Annotated in this window: 21 protein-coding genes and 1 tRNA gene; 13 read left to right on the top strand and 9 right to left on the bottom strand. The window is 65.8% G+C overall.

The annotated features are described in order from the left end of the window. Positions 1-9 precede the first annotated feature (9 nt). The 3 genes from benC to benA all read right to left on the bottom strand — a co-directional run bounded on the left by benC (position 10) and on the right by benA (position 4,939). A complete protein-coding gene (benC, locus tag OSB52_RS01885; protein ID WP_266059868.1) occupies positions 10-2,772 on the bottom strand; it encodes a benzoate 1,2-dioxygenase electron transfer component BenC in 2,763 nt (920 codons plus the stop codon). Between the two features lie 12 nt (positions 2,773-2,784). Further along, positions 2,785-3,318: a benzoate 1,2-dioxygenase small subunit gene (gene benB, locus OSB52_RS01880; RefSeq protein WP_272492746.1), complete on the bottom strand. Its 534-nt coding sequence runs from the start codon at positions 3,316-3,318 to the stop codon at positions 2,785-2,787. A gap of 238 nt (positions 3,319-3,556) precedes the next feature. Continuing rightward, complete coding sequence (benA, locus tag OSB52_RS01875) at positions 3,557-4,939, bottom strand: benzoate 1,2-dioxygenase large subunit (RefSeq protein WP_266059867.1); 1,383 nt, start codon at positions 4,937-4,939, stop codon at positions 3,557-3,559. Between the two features lie 231 nt (positions 4,940-5,170). Between benA and OSB52_RS01870 the strand changes: the two genes are divergently transcribed. The 6 genes from OSB52_RS01870 to OSB52_RS01845 are packed head-to-tail and all read left to right on the top strand — an operon-like array spanning position 5,171 to position 10,591. Next, positions 5,171-6,106, top strand: a complete 936-nt coding sequence (locus tag OSB52_RS01870) for a LysR family transcriptional regulator (protein WP_235725484.1) — start codon at positions 5,171-5,173, stop codon at positions 6,104-6,106. Next, a complete protein-coding gene (locus OSB52_RS01865; RefSeq protein WP_235725485.1) occupies positions 6,103-7,209 on the top strand; it encodes a mandelate racemase/muconate lactonizing enzyme family protein in 1,107 nt (368 codons plus the stop codon). The genes OSB52_RS01870 and OSB52_RS01865 overlap by 4 nt, the downstream gene beginning before the upstream one ends. Before the next feature lie 2 nt (positions 7,210-7,211). Then, positions 7,212-7,496, top strand: a complete 285-nt coding sequence (catC, locus tag OSB52_RS01860; RefSeq protein WP_235725486.1) for a muconolactone Delta-isomerase — start codon at positions 7,212-7,214, stop codon at positions 7,494-7,496. A 57-nt stretch (positions 7,497-7,553) separates the two neighbouring features. Then, positions 7,554-8,429, top strand: coding sequence for a catechol 1,2-dioxygenase (gene catA, locus OSB52_RS01855; protein ID WP_235725487.1), 876 nt, complete (start codon positions 7,554-7,556; stop codon positions 8,427-8,429). A 4-nt stretch (positions 8,430-8,433) separates the two neighbouring features. Beyond that, entirely contained in the window at positions 8,434-10,029 is a 1,596-nt protein-coding gene (locus OSB52_RS01850) for an AAA family ATPase (RefSeq protein WP_266059866.1), read from the top strand. 16 nt (positions 10,030-10,045) lie between these two features. Continuing rightward, complete coding sequence (locus tag OSB52_RS01845) at positions 10,046-10,591, top strand: molybdenum cofactor biosysynthesis protein (RefSeq protein ID WP_235725490.1); 546 nt, start codon at positions 10,046-10,048, stop codon at positions 10,589-10,591. 23 nt (positions 10,592-10,614) lie between these two features. Here OSB52_RS01845 and OSB52_RS01840 read toward each other — a convergent pair whose 3' ends face one another. Both OSB52_RS01840 and pruA read right to left on the bottom strand, forming a co-directional pair. Then, positions 10,615-11,568 carry a proline dehydrogenase family protein gene (locus OSB52_RS01840; protein ID WP_266059864.1) on the bottom strand — a complete coding sequence of 318 codons (954 nt, stop codon included), beginning with the start codon at positions 11,566-11,568 and terminating at the stop codon, positions 10,615-10,617. Beyond that, positions 11,565-13,205, bottom strand: a complete 1,641-nt coding sequence (gene pruA, locus OSB52_RS01835; protein WP_266059862.1) for an L-glutamate gamma-semialdehyde dehydrogenase — start codon at positions 13,203-13,205, stop codon at positions 11,565-11,567. The genes OSB52_RS01840 and pruA overlap by 4 nt, the downstream gene beginning before the upstream one ends. Before the next feature lie 105 nt (positions 13,206-13,310). Here pruA and OSB52_RS01830 point away from each other — a divergent pair, with 105 nt between their 5' ends. Beyond that, the gene (locus OSB52_RS01830; RefSeq protein WP_235725495.1) at positions 13,311-14,912 is read left to right on the top strand and encodes a PucR family transcriptional regulator; all 1,602 of its coding nucleotides are present in this window, start codon (positions 13,311-13,313) and stop codon (positions 14,910-14,912) included. Between the two features lie 10 nt (positions 14,913-14,922). Beyond that, complete coding sequence (locus tag OSB52_RS01825) at positions 14,923-15,294, top strand: TraR/DksA family transcriptional regulator (RefSeq protein ID WP_268900523.1); 372 nt, start codon at positions 14,923-14,925, stop codon at positions 15,292-15,294. 186 nt (positions 15,295-15,480) lie between these two features. On the opposite strand, the gene OSB52_RS01820 is transcribed toward OSB52_RS01825, so the two are convergent. Both OSB52_RS01820 and OSB52_RS01815 read right to left on the bottom strand, forming a co-directional pair. Next, positions 15,481-17,652, bottom strand: coding sequence for a glutamine synthetase III family protein (locus tag OSB52_RS01820; RefSeq protein ID WP_235725498.1), 2,172 nt, complete (start codon positions 17,650-17,652; stop codon positions 15,481-15,483). Between the two features lie 127 nt (positions 17,653-17,779). Next, a complete protein-coding gene (locus tag OSB52_RS01815) occupies positions 17,780-19,090 on the bottom strand; it encodes an acyltransferase (protein WP_372512284.1) in 1,311 nt (436 codons plus the stop codon). A 264-nt stretch (positions 19,091-19,354) separates the two neighbouring features. Here OSB52_RS01815 and OSB52_RS01810 point away from each other — a divergent pair. Then, a tRNA-Arg gene (locus OSB52_RS01810) sits at positions 19,355-19,427 on the top strand. A 72-nt stretch (positions 19,428-19,499) separates the two neighbouring features. Here OSB52_RS01810 and OSB52_RS01805 read toward each other — a convergent pair. Next, positions 19,500-20,618 (bottom strand): FUSC family protein, encoded by a 1,119-nt coding sequence (locus OSB52_RS01805; protein WP_266059859.1) that lies wholly within the window; start codon positions 20,616-20,618, stop codon positions 19,500-19,502. Positions 20,619-20,688: 70 nt separating this feature from the next. On the opposite strand from OSB52_RS01805, the gene OSB52_RS01800 reads away from it, so the two are divergent. Further along, complete coding sequence (locus OSB52_RS01800) at positions 20,689-21,186, top strand: MarR family winged helix-turn-helix transcriptional regulator (protein WP_266059858.1); 498 nt, start codon at positions 20,689-20,691, stop codon at positions 21,184-21,186. A gap of 43 nt (positions 21,187-21,229) precedes the next feature. Continuing rightward, a complete protein-coding gene (locus OSB52_RS01795) occupies positions 21,230-21,895 on the top strand; it encodes a nitroreductase family protein (RefSeq protein WP_266059856.1) in 666 nt (221 codons plus the stop codon). Here OSB52_RS01795 and OSB52_RS01790 read toward each other — a convergent pair. Next, on the bottom strand, positions 21,855-23,333 hold the full coding sequence (locus OSB52_RS01790; protein WP_266059855.1) for an MFS transporter: 1,479 nt from the start codon (positions 23,331-23,333) through the stop codon (positions 21,855-21,857). The genes OSB52_RS01795 and OSB52_RS01790 overlap by 41 nt on opposite strands. A 56-nt stretch (positions 23,334-23,389) precedes the next feature. Between OSB52_RS01790 and OSB52_RS01785 the strand changes: the two genes are divergently transcribed. Next, positions 23,390-23,830, top strand: a complete 441-nt coding sequence (locus OSB52_RS01785) for an SRPBCC family protein (RefSeq protein ID WP_266059854.1) — start codon at positions 23,390-23,392, stop codon at positions 23,828-23,830. A gap of 257 nt (positions 23,831-24,087) precedes the next feature. After that, positions 24,088-25,020, top strand: a complete 933-nt coding sequence (locus OSB52_RS01780; protein ID WP_266059853.1) for a sunset domain-containing protein — start codon at positions 24,088-24,090, stop codon at positions 25,018-25,020. Positions 25,021-25,041: the final 21 nt, after the last annotated feature.

Genomic DNA, 25,041 nt, shown 5'->3' with positions numbered 1-25,041 from the left:
CGAACACCGTCAGCCCAGATCTCCACCCGCGACCGGCAGCACCGTGCCGGTGATGTAGGAGGCCTCGTCGGAGGCCAGGAAGCAGATCGCCGCAGCCTGCTCATCGAGTGTGCCATAGCGGTTGAGCAACGACGACGACAACGTCTGGTCGATGTGCGCTTGGAACCAGTCCTGTTCGGTCGCATTGGCCGGCGTCGGAGTGCCGCGCGATACCCGGCGCGGTGGTGCCTCGGTGCCACCCGGCGCGCTGGCGACCACCCGGATGCCCGACTCCGCATATTCCATCGCCAGCGAGGCGGTGATCGCGTTGATGCCGCCCTTTGCCGCGGAGTATGGAATGCGGTTGATACCGCGGGTGGCCGCCGACGACACGTTCACGATGACGCCGCCGCCGTGGGCCACCATCGACGGCAATACCGCCCGGCACGCGAACAGCGTCGTCATCAGTGAACGGTCGATCTCTGCGCGGATCTCGCCGTCGGTGAACTCGGTGAACGGCTTGAAATTGATGGCGCCCCCGACGTTGTTGATCAGCACGTCGACCCGGTCGAAGGCCGTGAGCGCCGAGGACATCACCGCTTCCGCGCCACCGAAATCCTCGAGGTCGGCGATCGCGGGTACGGCGGCGGCGCCGGACGCGGTCAGTTCGTCGGCCAACTCGGCCACCAGGTCCGACCGGTCTGCCAGCACCAGTTTGCCGCCCTCGGCGCTGATGCGGCGCGCGGTGGCCGCGCCGATGCCCTGCGCGGCGCCGGTCACCACGACGACCTTGCCGGCGAAACGACCGGGGGTGACGAAACGCGGCCGACGAGCGGCCATCTCGTCGGCCATCGCACGCCGCATGGTCTGCTTGGAGCGGTCGGCGTGCGCGGCGATCAGAGCCCGCGCGGCGTCGCGGTCGCCCGACTCGAAAGCGGCGACGATGTCGACGTGGTCGCGGGCACACAGCGGATGACACCAGGTGGCGTTGCGCAGCACCTCACTCATACGTCCTTTCACGCCCAGAGCCTGATATGCGTCGAGGAGATGAGTGTTGCCGGTCAGGCTGAACAGGTAGTCGTGGAAGTTGGCATTGGTCTCGGTGTACTCGGCGGCATCGACGAATCGATCGCCGTCTACGAACGGCAACGTGGTCTCTGCCAGAAGTCGGTACCCGGCGAGCTGTTGACTGGTCAGTCGTCCGAAAGTCAGTTCCAAAGCGCCGAGTTCGAGTGCGGCCCTGGCCTCGAAGAGCGCGTCGGACTCGTGGATCTCCGGATGCTCCTCGCCGATCTGGTAGCCCTCGGGCGTGATCGTCGTCGTGTCGGGAGTGCCGACCGCCGGCGTGTCGTCGGCCACCGCTGACGCCGAACCCGTTTCGGGTACCGAGAGCGGCTCGATGTCGCTGGGGACGAACACCTCGTGGCCCGCGATGCCCCGCGCGTCGACGAAGATGAGTCGACCATCGTCGGGGTCGATATCCGCGTTGTTCCCGGTGGAACGCCACACCTGCTGGCCCGCGATGCGGAATCGGCTTTCGTCGTCGGTGGATTCGGCAACCGGCCCCCACCACGGCGAGAGCTCGACCGCCGGCAAGGTGATCTGCCCGGCGATCGCGCGTGCATCGCCCGTGGGGATCACGCTGTCCTCGACGGTGATCACAGTCTGTGCCACGTCGGTTGCCGGAGTCTGGGCGACCGAAGTGGTGGATGCCGACGGAACCGCGAGCGCGAACTTTTCGTAATAGAAACCGGTCGGATCGATGCCGGCGTCGGCCACGTGGGTGCGGACCGACTCGACCATCGGTGGGGGTCCGCACAGGTAGATCGCAACGTCACCGTCGTAGAGGTGGTCCGGAGAGATAAGACTCATCACATAGCCCTTGTTGGGAGCGGTGCTGTCCGGGTCGGAAACGCAGTGGTCCCAGGTGAATCCGGGCAACTCGCGGGCGAAGTACTCGATCTCGTCGAATGCCACCAGATCGGTGTCGGTGGACACACCGTAGATGAGGTGCACCTTGCGACGACTGTCGTCGTCCTGCAACTTGCGCAACATCGACAGAATGGGTGCCAACCCGGTACCGCCGGCCAACAGCAGCACCGGTCGGGCGGCCTCGCGCAGAAAGAAGGAACTATGCGGTCCGGTGAAGGTGATCGCCTCCCCGCGGGCGGCGCGTTCGGTCAGGTACGTCGACATCGCGCCGCCCGGCGTCAGCTTCACCAGGAAGACCAGTCGTTCTTCATGGGGTCCGTTGGCGAACGAGTAGGAGCGCGTGAGCAGTTCGCCCTGGCCGTCGTCGGTGCCGGGTACGGCGATGTTCACGTACTGGCCCGGGAGGAAGGCCAGATCGCCGCGGTTAGCGATTTCGATCACCAGCCGCATCGTCGACTCGGACAGGCGTTCGATCTCGACGACCGTACCGGTGAACGTCGAGGCCTGGGTCTTGGCGATGTCGGAGGTCGCCGGGATCTGCAGCACCAGATCGGATGTGGGCTTCATGCAGCAGGGGAGTGCATAGCCCTCGGCGGACTCCTCGGCTGACAGTGCGTCCTCGATGTAGGTGCCGCCATCGTAATCGCCGGATTCGCAGAACGACTTGCACGTTCCGCAGGCGCCGTCCCGGCAGTCGAGTGGAATGTTGATGCGCTGACGATAGGAGGCGTCGGCGACGGTCTGGTCCTCACGACAGGTGATGAACCGGGTGACACCGTCCTCGAAGGCCAGCGCGACCTGGTGGGTGCGGTCGTCGGCGCCGGTGGGCGCGGACAGGTCTCGGTCGGTGGTGACAGTCATCTGCTCGAATTCCTAGAAGTGATAGACGTCCACCACATGGTGGATGTAGTCGTTCTTCAGCACGATCGTCTTGCGACGGATGAGTGGCTGCTCACCGGAGAAGTCGATGGTATAGAACGAGGTCCCGTAGTACGGGTCGACGGTGTTGTACCGGAAATACATGGTGTGCCAGTTGAACCGAACGTCGACAAGGTCGCCACGCCGTTCGATCACCTCGACATTGGTGATGTTGTGACTCGTCCGCGGCTCCGGCAGTGAGGTGGCCGACGACCGTTCGGTGCGAATGCGGAACACCCGGTCCTCGAGGCCGCCCTTGTTGCCGTAGTAGATCAGCGAGATCTCGCGCTGCGGATTCTCGGTCAGACGGTCGGCGTCGTCCCACGACGGCATCCAGTAGACGACGTCGTCGGCGTAGCAGTCGAGCCATTTCTCGAACTCGCGGTCGTCGAGGTACCGGGCCTCGCGGTAGAGGAACTGCTCGATCATGTTCTGGGTGATGAGCTTTTCTCCAGTGGTGGTGGAGGTTTCGGGCTGGGTGGAGGTCATGGGGTGGGTCCTGTTCGGAGTTTGGCGGGTCAGGTCGCCGGGGTCTCGATACGCCCTCGGCTAGCGCCTCGGGCTACTCGACCGGCGGGATGGGGCGGGGTCTCGATACGCCCTCGGCTAGCGCCTCGGGCTACTCGACCGGCGGTCGACTGCTGATCGAGTAGCCGCGAACGGAGTGAGTGGCGTATCGAGATCGCGGGGTGGCGGGGCTCGATACGCTCTCGGCTGGCGCCTCGGGCTACTCGACCGCCGAAGGACTGTTCTCTTCCTGGGCGGCCGCCTTGCGCATTGTCTCCAGCCAGTAGCCGTGCTGGACGGGATACAGGCCTTCGTCCTCGTTCCTGACTCCTGCGGAGATGACACCGGTCATGCCGAGGGTTTCCGCGACGGGATCGGGGCCACTGAGCCAGTGCTCGGCACCGCGGCTCATGTCGTTCCACGGCGCGGCCTGCGCGCGGAAGGTGAGCTGGCAGGACCGGAACTCCTCGAGATCGTCGGGGGTCGCCATACCCGAGGCGTTGAAGAAGTCCTCGTACTGCCGAATCCGGTGGGAGCGGGCGGCATCGCTCTCTCCCTTCGGGGCGATGCAGTAGATGGTGACCTCGGTCTTGTCCGGCGCAATCGGCCGGAAGTGACGGATCTGAGTGGAGAACTGATCCATCAGATATACGTTCGGGTACAGGCAGAGGTTGCGTGAGCCCTTCACCATGAATTCGCCCTTGGCGTCTCCGAACTCCTTCTTGAGCTCATCCATCTTGTCCCAGAGAGGCCGGTCTTGGGGGTTGGCCGCCCACGTCCACAGGCACAGATGCCCGTTCGGGTACGACCAGTACCCGCCACCGGATTTGCCCCAGCCGCCCGCGTCGAGTGCCTTGGTGTCGTTCTTCGACTCGCCGGTGGAGCGTCGCGAGGTGGTAGCCGCGTAGTTCCAGTGTGTCGCGGTGACGTGGTAGCCGTCGGCGCCGTTCTCCGCCTGCACCTTCCAGTTGCCGTCGTAGGTATAGGTGGAGGCACCGCGCAGCACCTCGAGGCCCTCGGGAGACTGGTCGACCAGCATGTCGATGATCAGCCGGGTGTCGCCGAGGTGATCGTCGAGCGACTGCACATCGTCGTTGAGGCTGCCGAACAGGAACCCGCGATAGTTGTCGAAGCGTGCGACCTTGGTGAGGTTGTGCGAGCCGTTGACATTGAACGTGTCCGGGTAGCCCGCGTCGTCGGGGTCCTTCACCTTGAGCAACGTGCCGTCGTTGCGGAAGGTCCAGCCGTGGAAGGGGCAGGTGAGAGTCATCCGATTGTCTGTCTTGCGCCGACAGATCATCGCGCCCCGGTGCGCGCACGCATTGATCAGGCAGTGCAGCTCGCCGTTCTTGTCGCGCGTGATCATCACCGGTTGCCGGCCGATGTAGGTGGTGAAGTAGTCGCCGGGGTTGGGCACCTGACTCTCGTGCGCCAGGTAGATCCAGTTGCCTTCGAAGATGTGTTTCATCTCCAGTTCGAAGATGTCCTCGTCGGTGAAGATACGGCGGTTGGCCCGGTAGATGCCGGCTTCGCGGTCGTCGATGACGGCATCGGTGAGAACCGAGTGCACATGCTGCAGGTTGTCGGTGATCGACGCGGTCATGTCCTACCTCCAAGAGTGTGGGCTGTCCTCTGCACTCTCGCATCGCGTGGCCTCTGTCACCCCAGGAACATTGCCAGTCCTGACCCAGCATCCTATTGATCGATGTCATTCATGAATAACGGGAAATCATGTTCTTGTCTGGTATGGATCATCGGCCTACCGTTGGGACAGACGTGGTGCCGATCACAGCGGACCACTTTCAATGGTGAGAGAGACAGAGAGTCGCACGACATGGAGCTACGGCATCTTCGCTACTTTGCAGCGGTCGCCGACACCTGCCACTTCGGGCAGGCGGCAACCCAGCTGCACGTGGCTCAGCCGGCTCTGTCGTATGCCATTCGCCAACTCGAGTCCGAACTCGACGTCACCCTGTTCACACGCACCACCCGGCAGGTGTCGCTGACACCCGCTGGCGAGTATCTGCAGGGGGAGGCGGCACGAATCCTCGCGGGTGTCGACGATGCCGTCGAAGGTGTCCGGCGCATCGCCGCGGGACGCAGTGGCGTCATCCGGTTGGGTCTGACGGGCATCGCCGCGTTCTCCCACCTTCCTCGCATCGCGCGGGTGGTCAAGCGGGAGTTGCCGGATGTCGACCTGCACATCCAATCCGACATGCTGACGCCGGTGCAGTGCGACAGCCTGCGTGCTCTGTCCATCGACCTCGGCGTGCTACGGCCGCCGGTGGTGGGCGACGGTATCGCCATGCGTTTGATCGACGTGGAACCGATGGTGCTCGCGGTGTCGGTGGACCATCGCCTCGCGGTGGAACCGGTGGTCGCCGTGGAGGATCTGCGCAACGAGATGTTCGTGATGTACGACAGCCAGGACTCCGCGGTCAACGATGCGGCGGTCCGCACTTGCCACCGCGCGGGTTTCGTGCCACACCGCGCGCACCGGGCGCCGGGCACGGCGGTGCTGCTCGCGCTGGTGGCCGCCGGGATGGGCGTCGCGGTGGTGCCGGCGTCGGTGCGATCACTTCCGCTGGAAGGGTTGGTCATTCGCGACCTGGTGGACGCCGGCAGCGTCGAACTCGCCCTCGCCTGGCGTGGCGGCCAGGACAACCCGGTGGTGCACAGCGTAGCCGAGGTCATCGCGGCGGCATTCGCCGCGGACTCGGTCGTGCCCCGTCGCTCCCCGAACGACACCTACGTTGGAGAACAGCTATGAAGATCACTGCAGTGGAGGCGATACCATTCGCCATCCCGTATTCGAAACCATTGCGGTTCGCCTCCGGCGAAGTGCATATCGCCGAACATGTGCTGGTGCGGGTGCACACCGACGACGGCATCGTGGGGGTCGCCGAAGCTCCACCGCGCCCATTCACCTACGGCGAGACTCAGGACGGGATCGTCGCGGTGATCGACAAGGTGTTCGCACCGCAGGTGATCGGTCTGACCCTGCTCGAGCGTGAGGTGGTGACCGGCCGGCTCGCCCGAACCGTGGGTAACCCCACAGCGAAATCTGCAGTGGACATGGCGATCTGGGATGCACTGGGAAAGTCGCTGGGACTACCGGTGGCCGAGTTGCTCGGCGGCTACACCGACCGCATGCGCGTCAGTCACATGCTGGGTTTCGACGACCCGGCCACCATGGTCGCCGAGGCCGAGAAGATGCGCGATACCTACGGCATCACCACCTTCAAAGTGAAGGTGGGGCGTCGGCCGGTACACCTCGACACCGCGGTGGTGCGCGCTCTACGCGACCGATTTGGTGCCGATGTCGATCTCTACGTGGACGGCAATCGCGGCTGGACGGCGTCGGAGTCGGCGCGGGCGATGAAGGAGATGGCCGACCTCGGTTTGCTGTTCGCCGAGGAACTGTGTCCGGCCGACGACGTGATCGGCCGGCGATGGCTGGTCGGGCAGCTCGATGTGCCGTTCATCGCCGACGAGTCGGTGCCGACTGCCGCCGATGTCACGCGGGAAATCCTCGCGGGAGCCGCCACCGCCATCAGCATCAAGACCGCTCGCACCGGCTTCACCGCGTCTCGCCGCGTCCATCATCTCGCCGAAGGACTCGGACTCGAGGTCGTGATCGGCAATCAGATCGACGGTCAGGTCGGCACGGCCTGCGCGCTGGCATTCGGGACGGCGTTCGAATCGACCTCGCGCAATGCCGGTGAGCTGTCGAACTTTCTGGACATGACCGATGACCTGCTGGCGCATCCGCTGCAGATCAGTGACGGCCACCTGCACCGGTGCGCCTCCGCCGGAATCGGGATCGAGATCGACCCGGACAAACTCGCCCACTATCGAACCGATCGGAGTTGACGATGTTGTTCCACGTACGGATGGATGTCCACATCCCCGGGGACCTCGATCCCGACGTGCGCGCAGAGATCGTGGCACGCGAGAAGAGGTACTCGCAGGATCTACAGCGCAGCGGTAAATGGCCGCACATCTGGCGGATCGTCGGCGAGTACTCCAATTACTCGATCTTCGACGTGACCGACAACGACGAACTGCACGAGATCCTCTCCGGGCTCCCGCTGTTCGCCTACATGGACATCGCGGTGACCCCGCTGGCCACCCACCCCTCGGATATCGCAGCGGGCTGAGACGGCCCTCATTCCGCATGCGTCAGCCCACCGGCCGATCAAGAAGGAGCACGACCCATGACCGACATCAGCTTTGACGCCGAGGTCACCGCCAAGGCCGCCGAATCCGGCGCCAACGCTTCGGCGCGATTCCGCGAACGGATGGCATCGGCGGGTACCCGCGAGGGTGTCGTCGACACCGCCCGCGTCGACTACCTGGCCTCCAAGGTCATCAAGGGCCTCAACGACATCATCCTCGAGGACAAGGTCAGCTACGCCGAGTACAACGCACTCAAGGCGTGGCTGATCAAGGTCGGCGAGGACGGCGAATGGCCGCTGTTCCTCGACGTCTGGCTCGAGCACTCCGTCGAGGAGGTCGCCAGCGAGCACCGAGAGGGCAGCAAGGGCACCATCGAGGGGCCCTACTATCTGGACGGCTCACCGGAATTGGAGTGGAACGGCACCATCCCGATGCGCGACGACGAACCGGGCACGCCACTCGTGTTCGCGGGCCAGGTGCGGGCCGTCGACGGCACTCCGCTCACCGGCGCCAAAGTCGAACTGTGGCATGCCGACGACCTCGGCTTCTACTCCCAGTTCGCCCCGGGCTTGCCGGAGTGGAATCTGCGCGGTACCTGGACTGTCAACGAGGACGGCCGATTCGAGATCCACACGCTGCGTCCGGCGCCCTACCAGATCCCGACCGATGGTGCGTGCGGCCAGCTCATCGCGGCCGCCGGGTGGCACGCCTGGCGCCCGGCCCACCTACACTTCAAGGTGAGCGCACCCGGCCATGAGCTGATCACCACCCAGCTGTACTTCCCCGGTGATCCGCACAATGACGACGACATCGCGTCGGCGGTCAAGCCCGAACTCATGCTGGATCCGAGGGAGAACCCCAACGGCGAAGGCGTCGTGGTGGACTACGACTTCGTCCTCGACCCCGAGCGCTGAACGGATGCTCGTCGCACCCACCGCGGTGGTCGGTGCCACGTCCTGCGCTGACCTCGCCGGCGTGCGACACCAGGCTCAGTCGTGGCGGTCCGCGGAATTGGCGATCGCCGATCGGGATCTGACCGACGCGGCGCTGGCCGACCTGGCCGAGACCGCGCAGGCACACGGGGCGGAGTCCTTCGCCCGCGCGGTCAATGCGATCCAGTCGGCCCGCGCCGGTAGGTTCCCGGTGATCCCGCACATCGACGCCGCCACCGAGATCTTCCGCAGTTTCCTGCGTGCGGACATGATCGACGGCTGGCTTTATGTGCGGGAATCCGACGGACATCTGCATCCGTATCTGGTCACCGACATCACCCTGGAGCACGCCGACCGCACCCACGGGCCGCGCATCAAGGTGACGATGGAGGCCGACAACGCGACGGTCAAGCGCCCGTCGCGTGCACCCCGGCTGCTGGTGTTCGAGGAGACCGAGGTGGTCGGCAAGGTACCTGCCGATGTCCTGGCCGCCGGCGGGTCCTACAAGGAGACGCCGGAGCTCAAGGCGGCGTATGAGATTCGGCGCGACCGATACCACGAGGTGATCGACACCGGGTTCGGCACCCAGTTCCGGTTCACCGGCCGGGTGATCCGCACCGACGACTACCGTGCACCGAACAAACGCGACAACCGCAAGGTGATCCAGGACGTCGCGCCGGGCGAGATCGCCGCGCTGCGGATGGTCGCGCCGTCGATCCTGTTCGGTGACGACGAGTCCGGCACCGACTACGGTCCGGTGCCGGTCATCACAGCAGTGCGCGTCTTCGATCTCGGGGCGCAGGATTTCCTGGACGTCAACACCGCCGACCTGGATACCTATGTCTACGATGTGCATCTGCAGGACAAGCTGGTGTTGCCCGACGAGCAGCGGGAACTGTTGAACATCTTGACCACAGACATCTCGGTGTTCACCGGAGACATCATCGATGGCAAGTCGGCCGGTAACGTGATCCTGGCCAAGGGGCGACCGGGCGTGGGGAAGACGCTCACCGCCGAGGTGTACGCAGAGGTGACGGGGCGCCCGCTGTACTCGATCCATTCCGGCTCACTCGGCACCACCGCCGAACTCGTGCGCAAGAATCTCGAGGTGATCTTCGACCGGACCAAGCGCTGGGATGCGGTGCTGCTGCTCGACGAGGCGGACGTGTTCGTGATGGAGCGCGGCCTGGATCTGGCGCAGAACGCCATAGTCGCCGAATTCCTGCGCACTCTGGAGTATTTCGACGGTTTGCTGTTCCTGACGACCAATCGCGTCGACGGTGTCGACGAGGCGATCCTGGCGCGCTGTGCCGCTGTCATCGAGTATCAGCCGCCGGGGCCCAAACACGCCCGGGAGATCTGGCAGATCCTCGCGGCCGGCAACGATGTGGTGCTCGGCGAGGATCTACTCGACGACCTCGTCGGCGGCTTCCCCGACATCACGCCGCGCGACATCAAGATGCTGTTGCGGCTGGCACTGCGGATGGCGCGGCACCGCGAGGTCGAACTCGATGCGTCGGTGTTCGCGAGCAGTGCGGTGTTCCGCGGGCTGCACTACGTCTCGGCGCGCGAGCGCGGGTGACTCTACTCTCGAGGGCGTGGAGTACTCTTTCGAGATCGTCTCGCTGTTGGTCTCACCGGCCCACGCGTACTTCGGCAGACCGAAAGACGGTCCGGCCGTGCTGGTGCAGACGTCAACGCCAGAACAAGTGGAGATCGTCGCAGACAAGGGAATTCGCGGCGATCGCTTCTTCGGCGTCCGTGCGCACACCGAGGCCGCGGTCACCTTTCTCGCACTCGAGGCGTGGCAGGCCGCCGCCGGAGACGTCGACCCCTCAGTGGCGCGACGCAATGTGGTGGTACGCGGCCTCGAACTCGACCCGTTGCGAGCACACGAGTTCACCATCAACTCCGGGAGCGGCCCGATTCGCTTCCGTGGCGGCCGCCCGGCACACCCGTGTTCCTGGATGGACACCGTTGCCGGAGAAGGGGTGCGCAAGGCGCTGATCGGTCGCGGCGGCCTGCGGACGCAACCGCTGACCTCAGGTGTTCTGCACGTAGGTCCGGCCGTCCTCACCGCCGATGTCGATCTCGACGCTGCTCGGGCCGCCGATCAGGTGAAACGGGCTCAGCCGCTGCGGTGATGGCCGTGGTTCTCTGTGTGCAATCAGCCGGCCAGCGCGCGTAAGAAGAATCCGAGATTGGCCGGCTTCTCGGCGAGTCGGCGAACGAAGTATCCGTACCACTCGCTGCCGTACGGGATGTAGACGCGTATACGACGACCCGTGGCCGCCAGCCGCTTCTGTTCATCGGAGCGAATTCCGTAGAGCATCTGGTGTTCCCACGAGTCCGGGGTACGTTCGAGTTCATCGGCCATCGTCTGCGCCGCGTCGATGATGACCGGATCATGGCTGGCGACCATCGGATACCCGTCGCCCTTCATGAGGATTCGCAGGCAGCGTAGGTAGGACTCGTCGGTGAGTTCGCGAGTCGGATAGGCGACCGACGCAGGTTCGGCGTAGGCGCCCTTGCACAGCCGGATCCGCGCACCCGATCTGGCGAACTCGACACAGTCGTCCTCGGTGCGGCGCAGGTATGCCTGTAGGACGGTGCCGACTTCTGGGAAATCACTGCGCAGGCTGCGGACGATGCCGAGACGTGTCTCCACGCCCGTGTGATCCTCGGCGTCGATGGTGACCAGCACACCCGCGTCGTGTGCCGCGGCGGCGATCCTACGGGCGTTCTCCTCGGCGATCTTGGCGCCGTGGTCGGACAGGGATTGGCCCAGCGCGGTGAGTTTCACCGACACCTCCAGGGCAGTGGTTGCGGTCCCGGCCAGGGAAAGCCGCCCCATCGCTGTGATGAGGTCGAGGTAGGCCTCGACAGTGGCCGTGGCCTGCGCGTCGTCGGTGGTGTCCTCACCCAGGAAGTCGACGCTGACCGCGAGTCCCGCATCGAGCGACCCGTGAATTGCGGCGAGGACGTCGGCCTGCGTCTCCCCGGGAACAAACCGCTCGACCACCTGCCGGGTCATCGCCGTCCGCTGTGCGGTCTCCCGGATCCGGTTGCTGCCGGCGGCCGCGAGGATCATCGGTCGCAGGGTGGCGTCGAACAGACTCATGACAGATCGCTGCGCATGTGCGGATACGACGATGCGGTCGGTGGCACGAAGGTCTCCTTGATGGTGCGGGTGGAGGTCCACCGCATCAGGTTCGCCTTGGAGCCGGCCTTGTCGTTGGTTCCCGATCCGCGGGCGCCTCCAAAGGGTTGCTGGCCGACGACGGCCCCGGTCGGTTTGTCATTGATGTAGAAATTGCCCGCCGCCTGCCGCAAGACGCCGGACGCGTTCGCGATGGCGTCGAGGTCGGTGGCGATCACTGCGCCGGTCAGCGCATACTTGGCGGTCGTATCCACCAGGCGCAAGGTGTCGTCGAACGTGTCGTCGTCGAAGACATGGACCGCCAGGATGGGACCGAAGTATTCCGTGGCGAATGCGTCATCGGTCGGATCATCTGCCAGCAGAACGGTGGGTCGGACGAAATAGCCTTCGCTGTCGTCGCATTCGCCACCGGTGGCCACGGTGAGATGGGGTACCGTCTTGGCGCGATCTATGGCGGCAACGCTCTTGGCGAACGCACGACGGTCGATGACCGCGCCACCGAAGTTCGACAGGTCACGCACATCTCCATAGGTCAGTTCTGTTGCTTCGGTGAGGAAGTCATCACCCATGCGGTCCCACACCGAGCGGGCCACGTAGGCGCGTGAGGCGGCCGAACACTTCTGCCCCTGATATTCGAAGGCGCCACGGATCAGGGCGGTGCGTGCGACGTCCGGGTCGGCCGAGCTGTGGGCGACGATGAAGTCCTTGCCGCCGGTTTCCCCGACGATGCGAGGATAGTTGCGGTAGCGGTCGATGTGGCCGCCCACCTCGCGCCACAGGTGCTGGAATGTCGCCGTGGAACCGGTGAAGTGGATGCCCGCCAGATTCTGGTCGGGTAGAACCACCTCGGAGAGTTCCTTCCCGTCGCCGTGCACGAGGTTGATGACCCCGTCGGGCAGTCCGGCGGCACGTAACAGTGCCATCGTCTCGGCAGCGGCATATGCCTGGGTGGGTGAGGGTTTCCAGATCACGGTGTTGCCCATCAACATCGGAGCCGTCGGCAGGTTGCCGGCGATGGCGGTGAAGTTGAACGGGGTGATGGCATACACGAAACCGTCGAGCGGCCGGTGGTCGAGGCGGTTCCACACCCCCGGTGATGAGATCGGTTGCTCGGCAAGGATCTCACGGGCAAAGGCGACGTTGAATCGCCAGAAGTCGATCAGCTCACAGGGTGCGTCGATCTCGGCCTGCTGCACCGATTTCGACTGTCCGAGCATCGTTGCCGCGGCGATGCGCTCACGCCACGGACCGCTCAACAGATCGGCCGCGCGCAGCAGTACGGTGGCGCGCTCGTCGAATGTGGTGGACGCCCACTGCGGCGCCGCCACGAGCGCGGCATCGACCGCCGCGCGGGCGTCGTCGTGGGTCGCGTTGGTGATGGTGCCGAGGACCTCGTGGTGGGCATGCGGCTGGACTACATCGACGAGTGGGCCGGTGCCGGAGCACTCACGCCCGCCGATGATGTGCGGCAGGTGCTGCGGGTCGGCGGCGGAGCAGCGGTCGAGTTCGGCGACGATCAGGCTGCGTTCGGCGCTACCCGGCGCATAGGTGTGTACCGGTTCGTTGGTCGGTCGAGGGGGACTGGTGACGGCATCCATGCGCTTACTTCACCGCGTGTGCGGCGACGAGGACATGGCTCATCGGCCAACGCGATATCGGACTCTTTGTCGGATCGAACAACGAACCGCAGGCATACTGGAATCATGTCCGTGTCCGCAGGTGTATCCATCGGACGGCTGCTACTGGCCTTGGACCGTACGGTCGCGCAGTTGATCACCGCACCCGCGGGTCTCGACGCGATCGTCTCCTCCGCAGCGCTGCTGGATGTCGACGACGTCCGTCTCGGTCTGGGACGCGCGGCGCGTGGAGCGGACATGTTCCTGTTCGTCGGGGTCCCCGACGACACGCTGCACAGTTGGCTGTGCGGCCTCGACTCCCGCGCGCCGGTCGCGGTGTTCTGTAAATCGCCATCGGCGCAGGTCGTGGTACGTGCAGAGGCCACCGGAACCGCGGTAGTCGCCGTCGACCCGCATGCCCGATGGGAGCGGATCTATCACCTCATCATGCGCGTGCTGGAGGCCGAGGCGGGCGGTGAGTCGCAGGGCGAATCGATGCGGACGGGCGCCACCGGCGACCTCTTCGACCTTGCGGCCGAACTAGCTCGACGCACCCGTGCTCTGGTGAGTATCGAGGACGAACGGTCGCATGTACTGGCCTACAGCCGCGCCGGCGACGAAGCGGACGAATTGCGCAGGCTTTCGATCCTGGGCCGCGAGGGTCCGCCGGAGATGATGGCCTGGCTGCGGACCTGGGGGGTGATGGACACGCTGCGCACGTCGTCGGAGGTGATTCGGGTGGACGAACACGCCGACCTCGGCATCCGCGCGCGGCGTGCGGTGGCGATCCGGGCGGCGGGCTCGGCGGTGGGGGAGTTCCTCGGGGCCATCTGGCTGCAACGAGGCGCCGTCGACTTCGCCGAGGATACCGACGACGTGTTGACCGGCGCGGCCGCCGTCGCGGCGCGGGTGATCTCGCGTGGCCGGGCCCGCGGGAACGACCACGCCGTGACCGTCCGCCGGCTACTCGGGGTACGCGGTGAGATCGTGGACCCCGAGTACCTTGCGGCGCAACTCGGAATGGTGCCTGACGCGACCGTAGTGGTGGCCGGTCTCGCGTCGTCGCCGGCCGGATCGATCGGCCCAGGCGAGCTTTCGGCGGTCACCCTGCACGCCAGCGCATTCAGCCCGTTGTCGGTGACCGGGACGCTGGGCTCCCGGATATATGTGGTCGCGCCCCGGGTGGCCGCCCAGGCGACGGTGGCGTGGGCGCGAGCGGCGATCGACGCAGCCGAGCGACAGTTCGGCGCCCGCCTGCGGGTGGTCGTCGCCGGCCCGGACGTCGGACTCGAATCGGTGCCGAGGCTGCGCGGCCAGGTCGATCGGGTCCTCGATGCGGCCGAACGTGAGGGCGAATTGATCGGCGACGTCGCCACCGTCGAGGAATCGCAGACGGGTGTGTTGCTCGGTGAGATCGTGGCGCATCTGGCAGCCAACCCCGAACTCGTGGACAGTCGGGTTGTCGAGCTGGCCGACACCGACGAACGCACGCGAAGCCAGTTCACCATCACTCTGCGCACCTACCTCGACCACTTCGGCGACGTCCGTACGGCGGCTGCGGCGCTTCATGTACACCCGAACACGTTGCGTTACCGCATTCGTCGGTTACAGGCGCTCACCGGAATGGATCTGGACGATCCCGCGACGCGGCTCGTGGTGGCGCTGTCGTTGAGGGCTATACGTGGATGAGGGGATCGAGATGACCGGCGACGCCCGCGACGCCATCAGGCGCGTGCTGGACAGTGAACGAACCGAGACGACGCGGCTCATCGAACAGCTCTCGGCGCGTCTGGCGGCGGTGATCGAGGCGACCGCGGACTCCAGCTCCGACGACGAGCACGACCCGGAGGGGTCGACACTCGCGGTGGAGCGTGGCCAACTGGTCGCGCAGCTGGAGCGGTCGCGGGTGCGACTCGACGAACTCGACGCCGCGCTGAGCCGCGCGGACGCTGGTACCTATGGGCGGTGCGAGCGCTGCGGTGAGCCGATCTCCGATGCCCGGCTCGAGGCCCTTCCGGCCGCGCGGTTGTGCATCGGTTGCGCGTCGCGAGGTTCGACGCGTCGGTGGTGATCTGCCGCTCCGGCAACGCAGAACCACGCTGCGCTCATCGAAGCGCACCCCACTCGGATACGAACCCCGTACGGAAAGCGAAGTGCCCCAGAGAACACCCGCTGTTCGGGTTGTTCTCTGAGGCACTTGTCGCCGAAGCGTGGCCGGGCGGCCGAGCGCCGCCCGGCGCTGATCAGCGGGCGGTGATCAGAGGATGGTGAGCATCTCGTGATAGGTCGGCAACGGCCACAGGTCGTCGGCCACCATGGTCTCGAGCTTGTCGGCGACCTCCCGGACCTCGGTCATCGCCGGGATCAACGACTTCAGCGCGTACTCCGCTTCGGCCTCGACCGAGTCGCCGTGGAATTGGTCGATGGCCTCTTCGAGCGTGACCATCGCGGTGTAGAGATCCTTGAGGTTCTTGGTCACCGTCAGCATCACCGGATGGTCGGTCTCCACGCCCGCGGCCTTCAGGCTCGCCGCGGTTGCGGCCAGTTCTCCCTGGTAGCGGTTGGTGGCGGGCAGGATCATCGTCTTCGCGATCTCGAGGGACTCCTTCGCCTCGACGAGCAGCGCGAGCGCGTACTGCTCGAGGACGACCTCCTTGCGCGCCTCGAGCTCACGGTTGCTCAGGATGCCGTAATCGCTCATCACCGACTTGATGGCCGGCTCGTCGAGCTGCGCCATCGCGTCGACGGTGGTGCGCAGGTTGAGTAGGCCGCGTGAGGCCGCTTCCTCCTGCCACTCGTCGGAGTAACCGTTGCCGTTGAACACCACTTTGCCGTGTTCGACGATGATGTCGGAGAGCAGCTTCTGCACAGCAGAGTTGAACTCGGTGCCGTCGGAGAGTTCCTTCTCCAGGAAGGTGGCGACGTAGTCGAGGGAGTCGGCGAGCATCGCGTTGATCGCGATCATCGGGTCGGCGATCGACTGGTTGGAACCGGGGGCACGGAACTCGAAGCGGTTGCCGGTGAAGGCGAACGGGCTGGTGCGGTTGCGGTCGCCGGCATCGGCCTTCAGCGGCGGCAGGGTGTCGACGCCGAGTTCGAGCACACCGGTCTGCTTGGATTCCTTGGCGCCGCCCTTGGCGATCTGGTCGAAGACGTCGGCGAGCTGGTCGCCGAGGAAGATCGAGATGATGGCCGGCGGCGCCTCGTTGGCGCCGAGGCGATGGTCGTTGGACGCCGAGGCGATCGAGGAGCGCAGGAGCCCGCCGAACTTGTGCACGCCGCGGATGATGGCGGCGCAGAAGACCAGGAACTGCTCGTTCTCGTGCGGGGTGTCGCCCGGGTTGAGCAGGTTACCCTGGTTGCTGTTGCCCAGCGAGAAGTTCACGTGCTTGCCTGACCCGTTGACACCGGCGAACGGCTTCTCGTGCAGCAGGCACACCATGCCGTAACGCTCGGCGACCTTCTTCATGGTGGTCATCATGAGCTGCTGGTGATCGTGGGCGAGGTTGGACTTCTCGAACACCGGCGCGATCTCGAACTGGCCTGGCGCGACCTCGTTGTGCCGGGTCTTCGCCGGGATGCCCTGCTTGAAGAGCTCACGGTCGAGTTCGATCATGAACGCCAGCACCCGGTCGGGGATGGCGCCGAAGTAGTGGTCGTCGAACTCCTGACCCTTCGACGGCTTGGCGCCGAACAGGGTGCGGTTGGTCGACATCAGGTCGGGACGCGAGAAGTAGAAGTGGCGGTCGATCAGGAAGTACTCCTGCTCGGCGCCGGCGTAGGAGACGACGGTGTCGATGTCGGTGTGACCGAACAGCTCCAGCACCCGCATGGCCTGCTTGCTCATCGCCTGCTGGCTGCGCAGCAGCGGAGTCTTCTTGTCGAGCGCCTCACCGGTCCACGAGATGAAGATCGTGGGGATGCACAGGGTGTTGCCGTTGGGGTTCTCCAGAATGTAGGCCGGGCTGGTCACATCCCAACCGGTGTAGCCGCGCGCCTCGAACGTGCCGCGCAGTCCACCGTTGGGGAAGCTCGACGCATCCGGTTCGCCCTGCAGCAGGGTCTTGCCCTGGAACTCCGCCAGCGACGCGCCGCTGGAGTCGGGCTCCAGGAAGGAGTCATGCTTCTCGGCGGTGAAACCGGTCAGCGGGTAGAAGACGTGCGCGTAGTGGGTGGCGCCCTTCTCGATGGCCCAGTCCTTCATCGCCACCGCGACGTAATCGGCCAATGCCGGGTCGAGCGGCGCACCCTTGTCGATGGTCGCCGACACCGCCTTGAAGACATGTTTGGGAAGCCGATTCTTCATCACCCCGAGCGTGAAGACGTTGCGTCCGAAGGTATCTGCCAAGGGTTCGGGGAAGCCGTCGGTTTCCACCTCGTAGGTGGTCACTGCTTCGATGGCTTGACGGCGAGACATGCTGCCACTCATGGTCACTCCTGGGTTCGTCGCCTGCCGGACCACGGACACCCGACAAGCTCGTTGTGCAAGCGATATGACGCTATGAGCAGGAGGTACCTGAGCTATTTCGCAGATGTGACGACCAGGAAAACTGGCGTCACTTGTGTGAATTCTGAACGATCGTTGAAGATCGCTCGGCGCGGCGGAGTGGAATGCGGGGCCGGGCCACCAGCCAGCGGCTCAGCGGCGTCCGCAAGAGCAGGTCGACGACGACCAATGACAATGCCAACGTGACCACCACCAACGCGATAGACCGCAGCGCGGCCGAGTTGGGAAACCAGTCGAACAGTGCGGACATGAACCCGATCCGTGCCAGCACGTCCAGGATCAGTGGGTGGACGGCGAACACACCGAATGCGCGAATCGTCGCGATGCTGACCGCCCGCGCGCCCACCGAGCGGCCGGCGGCTCGCAGGTCGTCCCAGCCCATCGCCGCCAGCCACAACAGTGCGAGCCCGCCGATCAGCCACGGCAGGGTGGCGGGATTCCACGGTGTGTTGGCCTGCAGCGGGACGTCGCCCGGGGCCGTGGCCAGCAGATAGGCGGAGACGCTGAACGCGGTGCCGATCAATCCCGCTGCGATCACCCACACGACATGGTCGCGCAGCCACCGCTCGACGGCCTCATGGTGGTAAGCCGCGAGCGCGCCGATCGCGACGAACAAGGCGTACATCGGCAGCGTCTTCCACAGGTTCTCGTAGACGACTGTCCACGCGTCGCCGCTGGGCCGGGGGAGATACTGATACACCACGAACATCGACATTTGGATGGCCCCGGCCGCCCCGAGCACTGCCCAGTGGCGGTTCTCGGTGCGACGCAACAGCCACGCGATGGCCGGGAAGGCCAGATAGATCTGCATCGAGATCAGCAGGAAGTAAAGCTGATATTTGCCCTGCCCGTCGACCATGTTCACGGCGAGGTCGCCGAAGAACTGACCGGGTGAACCGAACGGGTTGCCGGCGATCACCAGGTGATCGGTGATCGCGTAGATGATCGTCCACAGCAGATAGGGCCAGACGACGAGCCCGAAGCGGCGACGCCAGAAGGTGCGCGGCGCCATCGGCCGGTCGCGAGTGCTGAGCACCAGCACGAACAGGGTCACCGCGACGAAGCCGTAGCGCGTCAGGTGCAGCAGGGTGCCGACGAGGTTGCTGGACCGGATGACGTCCGGGGTGGTGTTGATCCCGTTGATGCTGTGCGCGATCACGACGCCGGTGAACAGCAGGACACGGACCAGGTCGGCGGTGTGGGCGCGCGCAGCCTTCGCCGACGGCGGCGCAGTGGCGGCTGTGGCTGGGCTGGGTGCCATCGTGGTGGTGCCGGGAGCGGAGACGCTGCCACGTGTCTCCGTCGGCGTCGTATCGGCGCCGTTGTGCAACTCCACCCCTCCTGGTCTTTCGACGGTCATGCGTCGCGCAGTTTACGGGCATTTCCTGGCAGGAGAATCAACAGATCTCACAGCCTGGCAGATTTTCGCTGGTCACAGCGGTGAACCGCACCGTAGTTGTGGTCTGGGACACAGGCGAGGTGGCGGTTGCAGCCGCGCCTCGAGGTGCGGCCGGGGACTGGCGATCGACGCGCTCCCCGGGTGTCCGCAGCCCACGGACGCGTCCATCAGGGTCGGGTGTGGGGTGCCGTACACTCCACTGTGTTCGATCGGTCCGGTCGATCCGCTCTCGTAGCTCAGGGGATAGAGCACGGCTCTCCTAAAGCCGGTGTCGCAGGTTCGAATCCTGCCGGGAGCACTGTGACATTCTTGCCGACCTCCGGTCGGTGTGCGCCCACTGTGTAGTTTGACAGAGATTCACGCGGGCGCACTATGACATCCCTGCCGACCTCCGGCCCGGGTGGTCGCCGACCGAGATCGTCATCGCAGCCACCACGATCCCCAACACCACCCCGATGAGAGTGTCGGCGACCCGGTCGATCGCTGCTTGCGGGCTGAGGCCGGCACTCACGGCGATGAGCAGCAGCGCCATCGGAGTCACCGCCAGCGAGGTGACCGCGTAGTTCACCGGCGCCCAGATCTCCGCGATGACCTGACACGCCACGATCGCGATCACCGCACCCCAGTAGCCGAGACCCATACCCAGCAATGCCGCGGCGACGACGGCGCCGACGATGTTGCCGAGGAGGCGTTGTACGCCGCGCTGGACGGTCAGGTGATAGGAGACACCCTGCATCGCGGCGAGGGCGCCCATCGCGGCCCACATCGGATGTGAGAAACCGATACCGACGGCGATGGCGGCACTCGCCGCAGTGGCAACCACGATTCGACCGCTGTTGATCAGCAAGTCGGGCTGTGGCCGACGGCGCAACGTGCGCCAGAGGGAGTGGTAGTGCACCGGTGTCGAGTCGATGGCCGTCGCGCGGTACCGGCGCCAGATCCACGGTGCCAGCGATGCCCCCGCGCCGACAACGGTGCCCAGTGCTGTCGCGGAAAGTGCGCGCGTGAGATCCGTTGCGTCGTCAGTGAATCCCGTGGCGGCATTGGCCGCGAACACGAAGACGATCGCGCCAGGGCCGGTGATGTGCAGGGCGGCGACCCCGAGCGCGGCCGCGCCTGCCAGTACCGAGATGGCGGCGATCTCGGCTGCCACCGGTGCGTCGGTGAGGCCCAGGACTGCGCCGACGCCCACCGACGTGACGATCCCGATCGCGAGCACTGCGAGACGACCGGCGCGGACCCGAAATGGATCCGCGCGGCAGAATGCGGCGATCAGAGCGCCCAACGCAGCGAGGCCGGCGACGTCGCGGTGCCCGGTCATCCCGCCGATGACGAGTGTGCAGGCCACCGCGAATCCCACCCGTAGCGGCGCGGCGACGCTCAGACGTGCGAGGTCTGCCGACAGCGTGGCCCGCCACACCGACGGCCGGAGCGCATGCGTCAGCGCGTCGTGACGGGCGCGCGCGTGCTCGGCGAGGGATGTGGTCATGTCGTTACTTTATCACTATTTTAGTAGTGAAATAAATTGACGCGAGCCGGCAGGGCCTACGATGGCGGCTGTGACCGGCCCAGAAGTGCCCGACCTCGTCGATCGGATCCAAGCCGAGTGGGCGAAGGCATACCCCGAGTTCGATATGCGCCCGATCGGCATCCTGGGCCGCATCCAGCATATTGCCACCGCGAGCAGCCACCACCTCGACCGCCAGCTCGAGCCGCATGGGGTGTCGAGATCGGAGTACGACGTGCTTGGAGCGTTGACTCGCTCTCCGCGGCCGCTCCGGGCCAGCGAGGTGGTCTCCACGACGATGCTCAGCGGCGCCTCGATCACCAAGATCACCGAAAATCTCGCCCGCCGCGGGTTGCTGGTGCGCCGGAAGTCCGAGCGCGACGGGCGGGTGGTGCTGCTCGAACCCACCGACGCCGGGCGGGCACTGGTCGACGCCGAACTCCCTCGTCGCCTCGCCGACGACGAGGTTGCGTTGTCGGGGTTGACTGCGCATGAGCGGGAGTCGCTGACCGTGCTGTTGCGAAAAGTGTCGGCGGCGGTGCACGGCTAATCTGATCGCTGACTGCGCCCGGCCTGCGGGGCATAGTGGACGCATGGAGCTCTACGACATCATGCGGACCACCTTCGCGGCGCGACAGTTCACCGACGACCCGCTACCCGACGACGTGCTGTGGCGCATCCTCGACAACGCGCGGTTCGCCCCCAGCGGCGGCAACCGTCAGGGAGCCCACATCGTCGTCGTCCGTGATGCATCGATCAAGCAGCGTCTCAGCGAACTGGGTGAGCCGACGGTCCGACGCTATGTGGCGCAACGCAACGCGGGCGAGAACCCGTGGAATCCTGTTGTACCGACCGCAGTTGCGCCTGACATCATCGATGAAACCGCTGTCCCAGCGAGTTTCGTCGAGCCGATTCGCCGAGCTCCGGTGGTGCTTGTGGTGTCGGTGGATCTGGGACGCGTTGCCGCGGTGGATCAGTTCCTCGACCGGGTGGGTGTGGTCAGTGGGGCGAGCGTCTACCCACTGGTCTGGAACATCCTGCTGGGTGCCAGAGCGGAGGGGTACGGCGGCAATCTCACGTCCATGGCGATCGCCCAGGAGCCGGCCGTCCGGGACCTGCTCGGATTACCGGCCGACCACGCGGTGGCAGCCGTCGTTCCGATCGGAAAACCGGTGAAACAGTTGACGAAACTGCGTCGACAGGCGATCGACGAGTTCGTCACGATCGATCAGTACGACGGACCTGCTTTCCGGGGCTGACCGTGGCAGGCCGCACCGATGCGATCGCAGCGACAACGCCTGCGGCAGCAATCGCGGCAAACCCGAATCCGAGAAACCGTGCCGATGTGACCGCCGGGTTCGCGCCTGTGGAGACCGTCGCACCCACGCTCACGAGCAGTCCGGCCACCGCGGATCCGAAGGTGTTGGCGACCATCTGCACCGTGTTGACTCCGGCCGACGCCCGAGCCGCCTCGGTGTCGTCGCGGGTGATGGTCATGGCGGCGGTCGCGATGTGCGGGAACGCCATGCCGATGCCTGCTCCGGCGACGAACAGCGCGAGGAACCAGGCGGCGATGACCCCAGGGGTCGAAGCGAATTGGAGCGCTCCGTACCCCGCGAGACCGGCGCCGAGAACGCCCGGGCCCAGAATCCGCACCGCGGTGGCCCGCTCGCCGTTGGCCCACGTGGTGCTGGTCAGTTGCGCACTCGACCATCCCCAGGACAGGGCCGCCCCGAGCATGCCGGCGACCAGCGGTGGCATCCCGGCGATCTGCTGGCCGAACAGCGGAACAAAACCCTCGGCGGTCGAGCCGATGGCCAGCACCGCGATCGAGACGTATATCCACTTGAGGGGGTTGCCGATACGGTAGGTCAACCGCGGCAGTAATCCGGCGTCACCGCGACGGTCGACCACGATGAAGCCGATCGACAGCGCGGCCGCCACACCCAGGAGGATCAGTGGCACCCGTAACCCGTCTACGATGCCGGCCACCGACACGCAGACGGTGGCGGCTACGAGCCAGCCCAGCGAGGCCACCGGCAGTGATGCGGCGTCGGACTCAGCGCGCCGTCCCGCCGGCAACGCCCGCACCAATCCGCCCATCGCGGCAGACGCGATCACCAGCAGCCAGAAGGAACCCCGCCAAAACCCGACCTGGGCGAACAAGCCGCCCAGCAGCGGCCCGATGAGGTTGCCGACACCCCACATCGCTGATGCGAAACCCACGGCTCGCACCCAGAGGCGTTCGGGCAGTGCCACCCGGATGACAGCGAAGGACAGGCCCGTCAGCAGTCCGCCGCCCAGTCCCTGCAATCCGCGGCCAAGCAGCATGACCGGCATCACCGGACTCAGGGCACACACCAGCGAGCCGACACCGAACAGTCCGAAGGCCACGCGATATGCACCCCGCGCGCCCCAATGGGACAGCGTTCGCGTCACCAACATCGACGAGAACACCGAGGTGATCAGGAAGACCGTCATCACCCAGGCGTAGAGGCGCTGGCCGCCGATCTCGGCAACGGCGGTCGGCAATGATGCCGCAGTCAGGTAGGTGTTGATGGCGAACACGGCGATGCCGCCTGCGAACACCGTGACCGCAGCGCGGTGACCACGGTCAAACAGTTCCCGCCAGGTTCCGGGTGTGGCAGAGTCGGGTGCGCCGGAACCGGGGGGCGTCGAGCGATCCTGATCCGGCATGTTCCGACGGATATCGGACCGTCGGGGTGTGGTCAAGAAGCAACCGGGAGGAAACAATGGGGACGATCCGCCACAGTTCGTCGGTGGAGGTGCCACGTGATCGGGTGTTCGCTTACATCAACGATCATCAGAATGTGCCGAATTTCTTCTTCGGGGTCACCAGATTCGTCCCGGTGACCGAGGCCACCGACGGCGTCGGATCGCAGTTCGCGGTAACCATGAAAGTGGGTCCCAAGACTCTGGCCTCGACTGTGGAAACCGTGGAATGGGTCGAGAACGAACTCATTCGGCTTGAATCGGTCGAGGGATTCTCGGCCAACACCACCTGGAACTTCGTCGACGCCGGGGCCGGGACTCAGGTCGATGTCGAGTTCGTCTACACATTGCCGGGTGGCCTGGCCGGACGTGCCCTCGGCAGCCTGGTGGAACCGTTCGCCGGCCAAGCTGTCCGGCAGACCGACAAGAATCTCGTCGAGCAGGTTTCCCGGCTCGCCTGACGCAGGTGCTGCGGTCCGGAAATGGCGTCGCAGAATGTATTTGCGTCACAGATCGGCCAAAAATCCGCCTACGCGCAGCAGTGCAATGACAAGTCCTTACGTCTTGGTGCGAATTTGCCTGCGCGCGTTTACCGGTTGTCGGAGTGATATCGGTGTATGTTCGACTGGCAAATGAAACAGATTGGTATCTTGGGCGGTTCGTGCCGCCGTGGATGACAGGACCGATAGAACTTCGATGATGACGGAGTCGGGGTGCCATGATGACGAGAACGCGCAGACGAACACAGCGGACGGCCGGAATCGTGCTCGGCGCGACGATCGTGGCGAGTCACGTGCTCTTCGTGGCGTCGCAGGCCGGCGCGAATCCCATCGGTGTTGGTGCCTCCGGCGCTGACACGAATGCCGCCGACGAGACCGAGGGCAGCGACTGGTGGTGGCTGCTGGTCCCGTTCCTGCTCATTCTCGTGGGTCTGCTCCTGATCTGGTTGTTCACCACGTTCCGGCAGTCTGCAGCGCCGCGGGCGGCCGCCACCGCGGAGCAGCCCGACGGTGAACCGGTCGCGGCCGCCGCCCAACGTCTCGACCAGGTCGGTCCGGAGGCCGCCGCGCCAGTCGAGAGCTTCCGGACGAAGCCGGCTGAGCAGGCAGAATCCGCGGCCGATGATGAGGTGACGATGGGCGAACCGCCCGCAGGGCTGCCATCGGAGGTGGAGTCGTCCGCGGCAGACAGCGGGACGGCGGACACGGTGGCAGCGGCCACCGGACCGGCGCCCGCGCAATCAGCCTCCGGTGCGGTGGCGGCGTCGGGCTCGGGTGACGGGCCCGCCACGGAGGTCAGCGATCTGACGATGCCGCTGTCCCTGGAAGAGCTCATGGCCGAGGACCTCAGCGAGGTCATGGCCCCGCCCGACGACGCGGAGTTGGGATTCGGTTCGGCACAGTCGGCCTCCGGAGACGGTGTCGGGTCGTATTACCGCGACGGTGAGAAGACCCCGGTGCCGCTCGGTGCGCACCTGCCCCTCGTCGACTCCGACCGCGCACCCGACGGCTACCCGGTGAAGGCATCGGCGTCCTCGGGCACGTATCACTTACCGGGGTCGTCGACCTACGATGCGGTGGCGCCCGACATCTGGTTCGCCAGCGAGTCGGCGGCGGCCGCGGCGCGCTTTCGTAGGTCCGACGCCGACTGACCGGCGTCGGCGACCGACGCG

The sequence above is a fragment of the Gordonia aquimaris genome (assembly GCF_026262595.1).
GTDB classification, from domain to species: domain Bacteria; phylum Actinomycetota; class Actinomycetes; order Mycobacteriales; family Mycobacteriaceae; genus Gordonia; species Gordonia tangerina.
The sequence above is the reverse complement of the archived record's forward strand: the minus strand, read 5'-3'. Positions and strand labels throughout refer to the sequence as shown.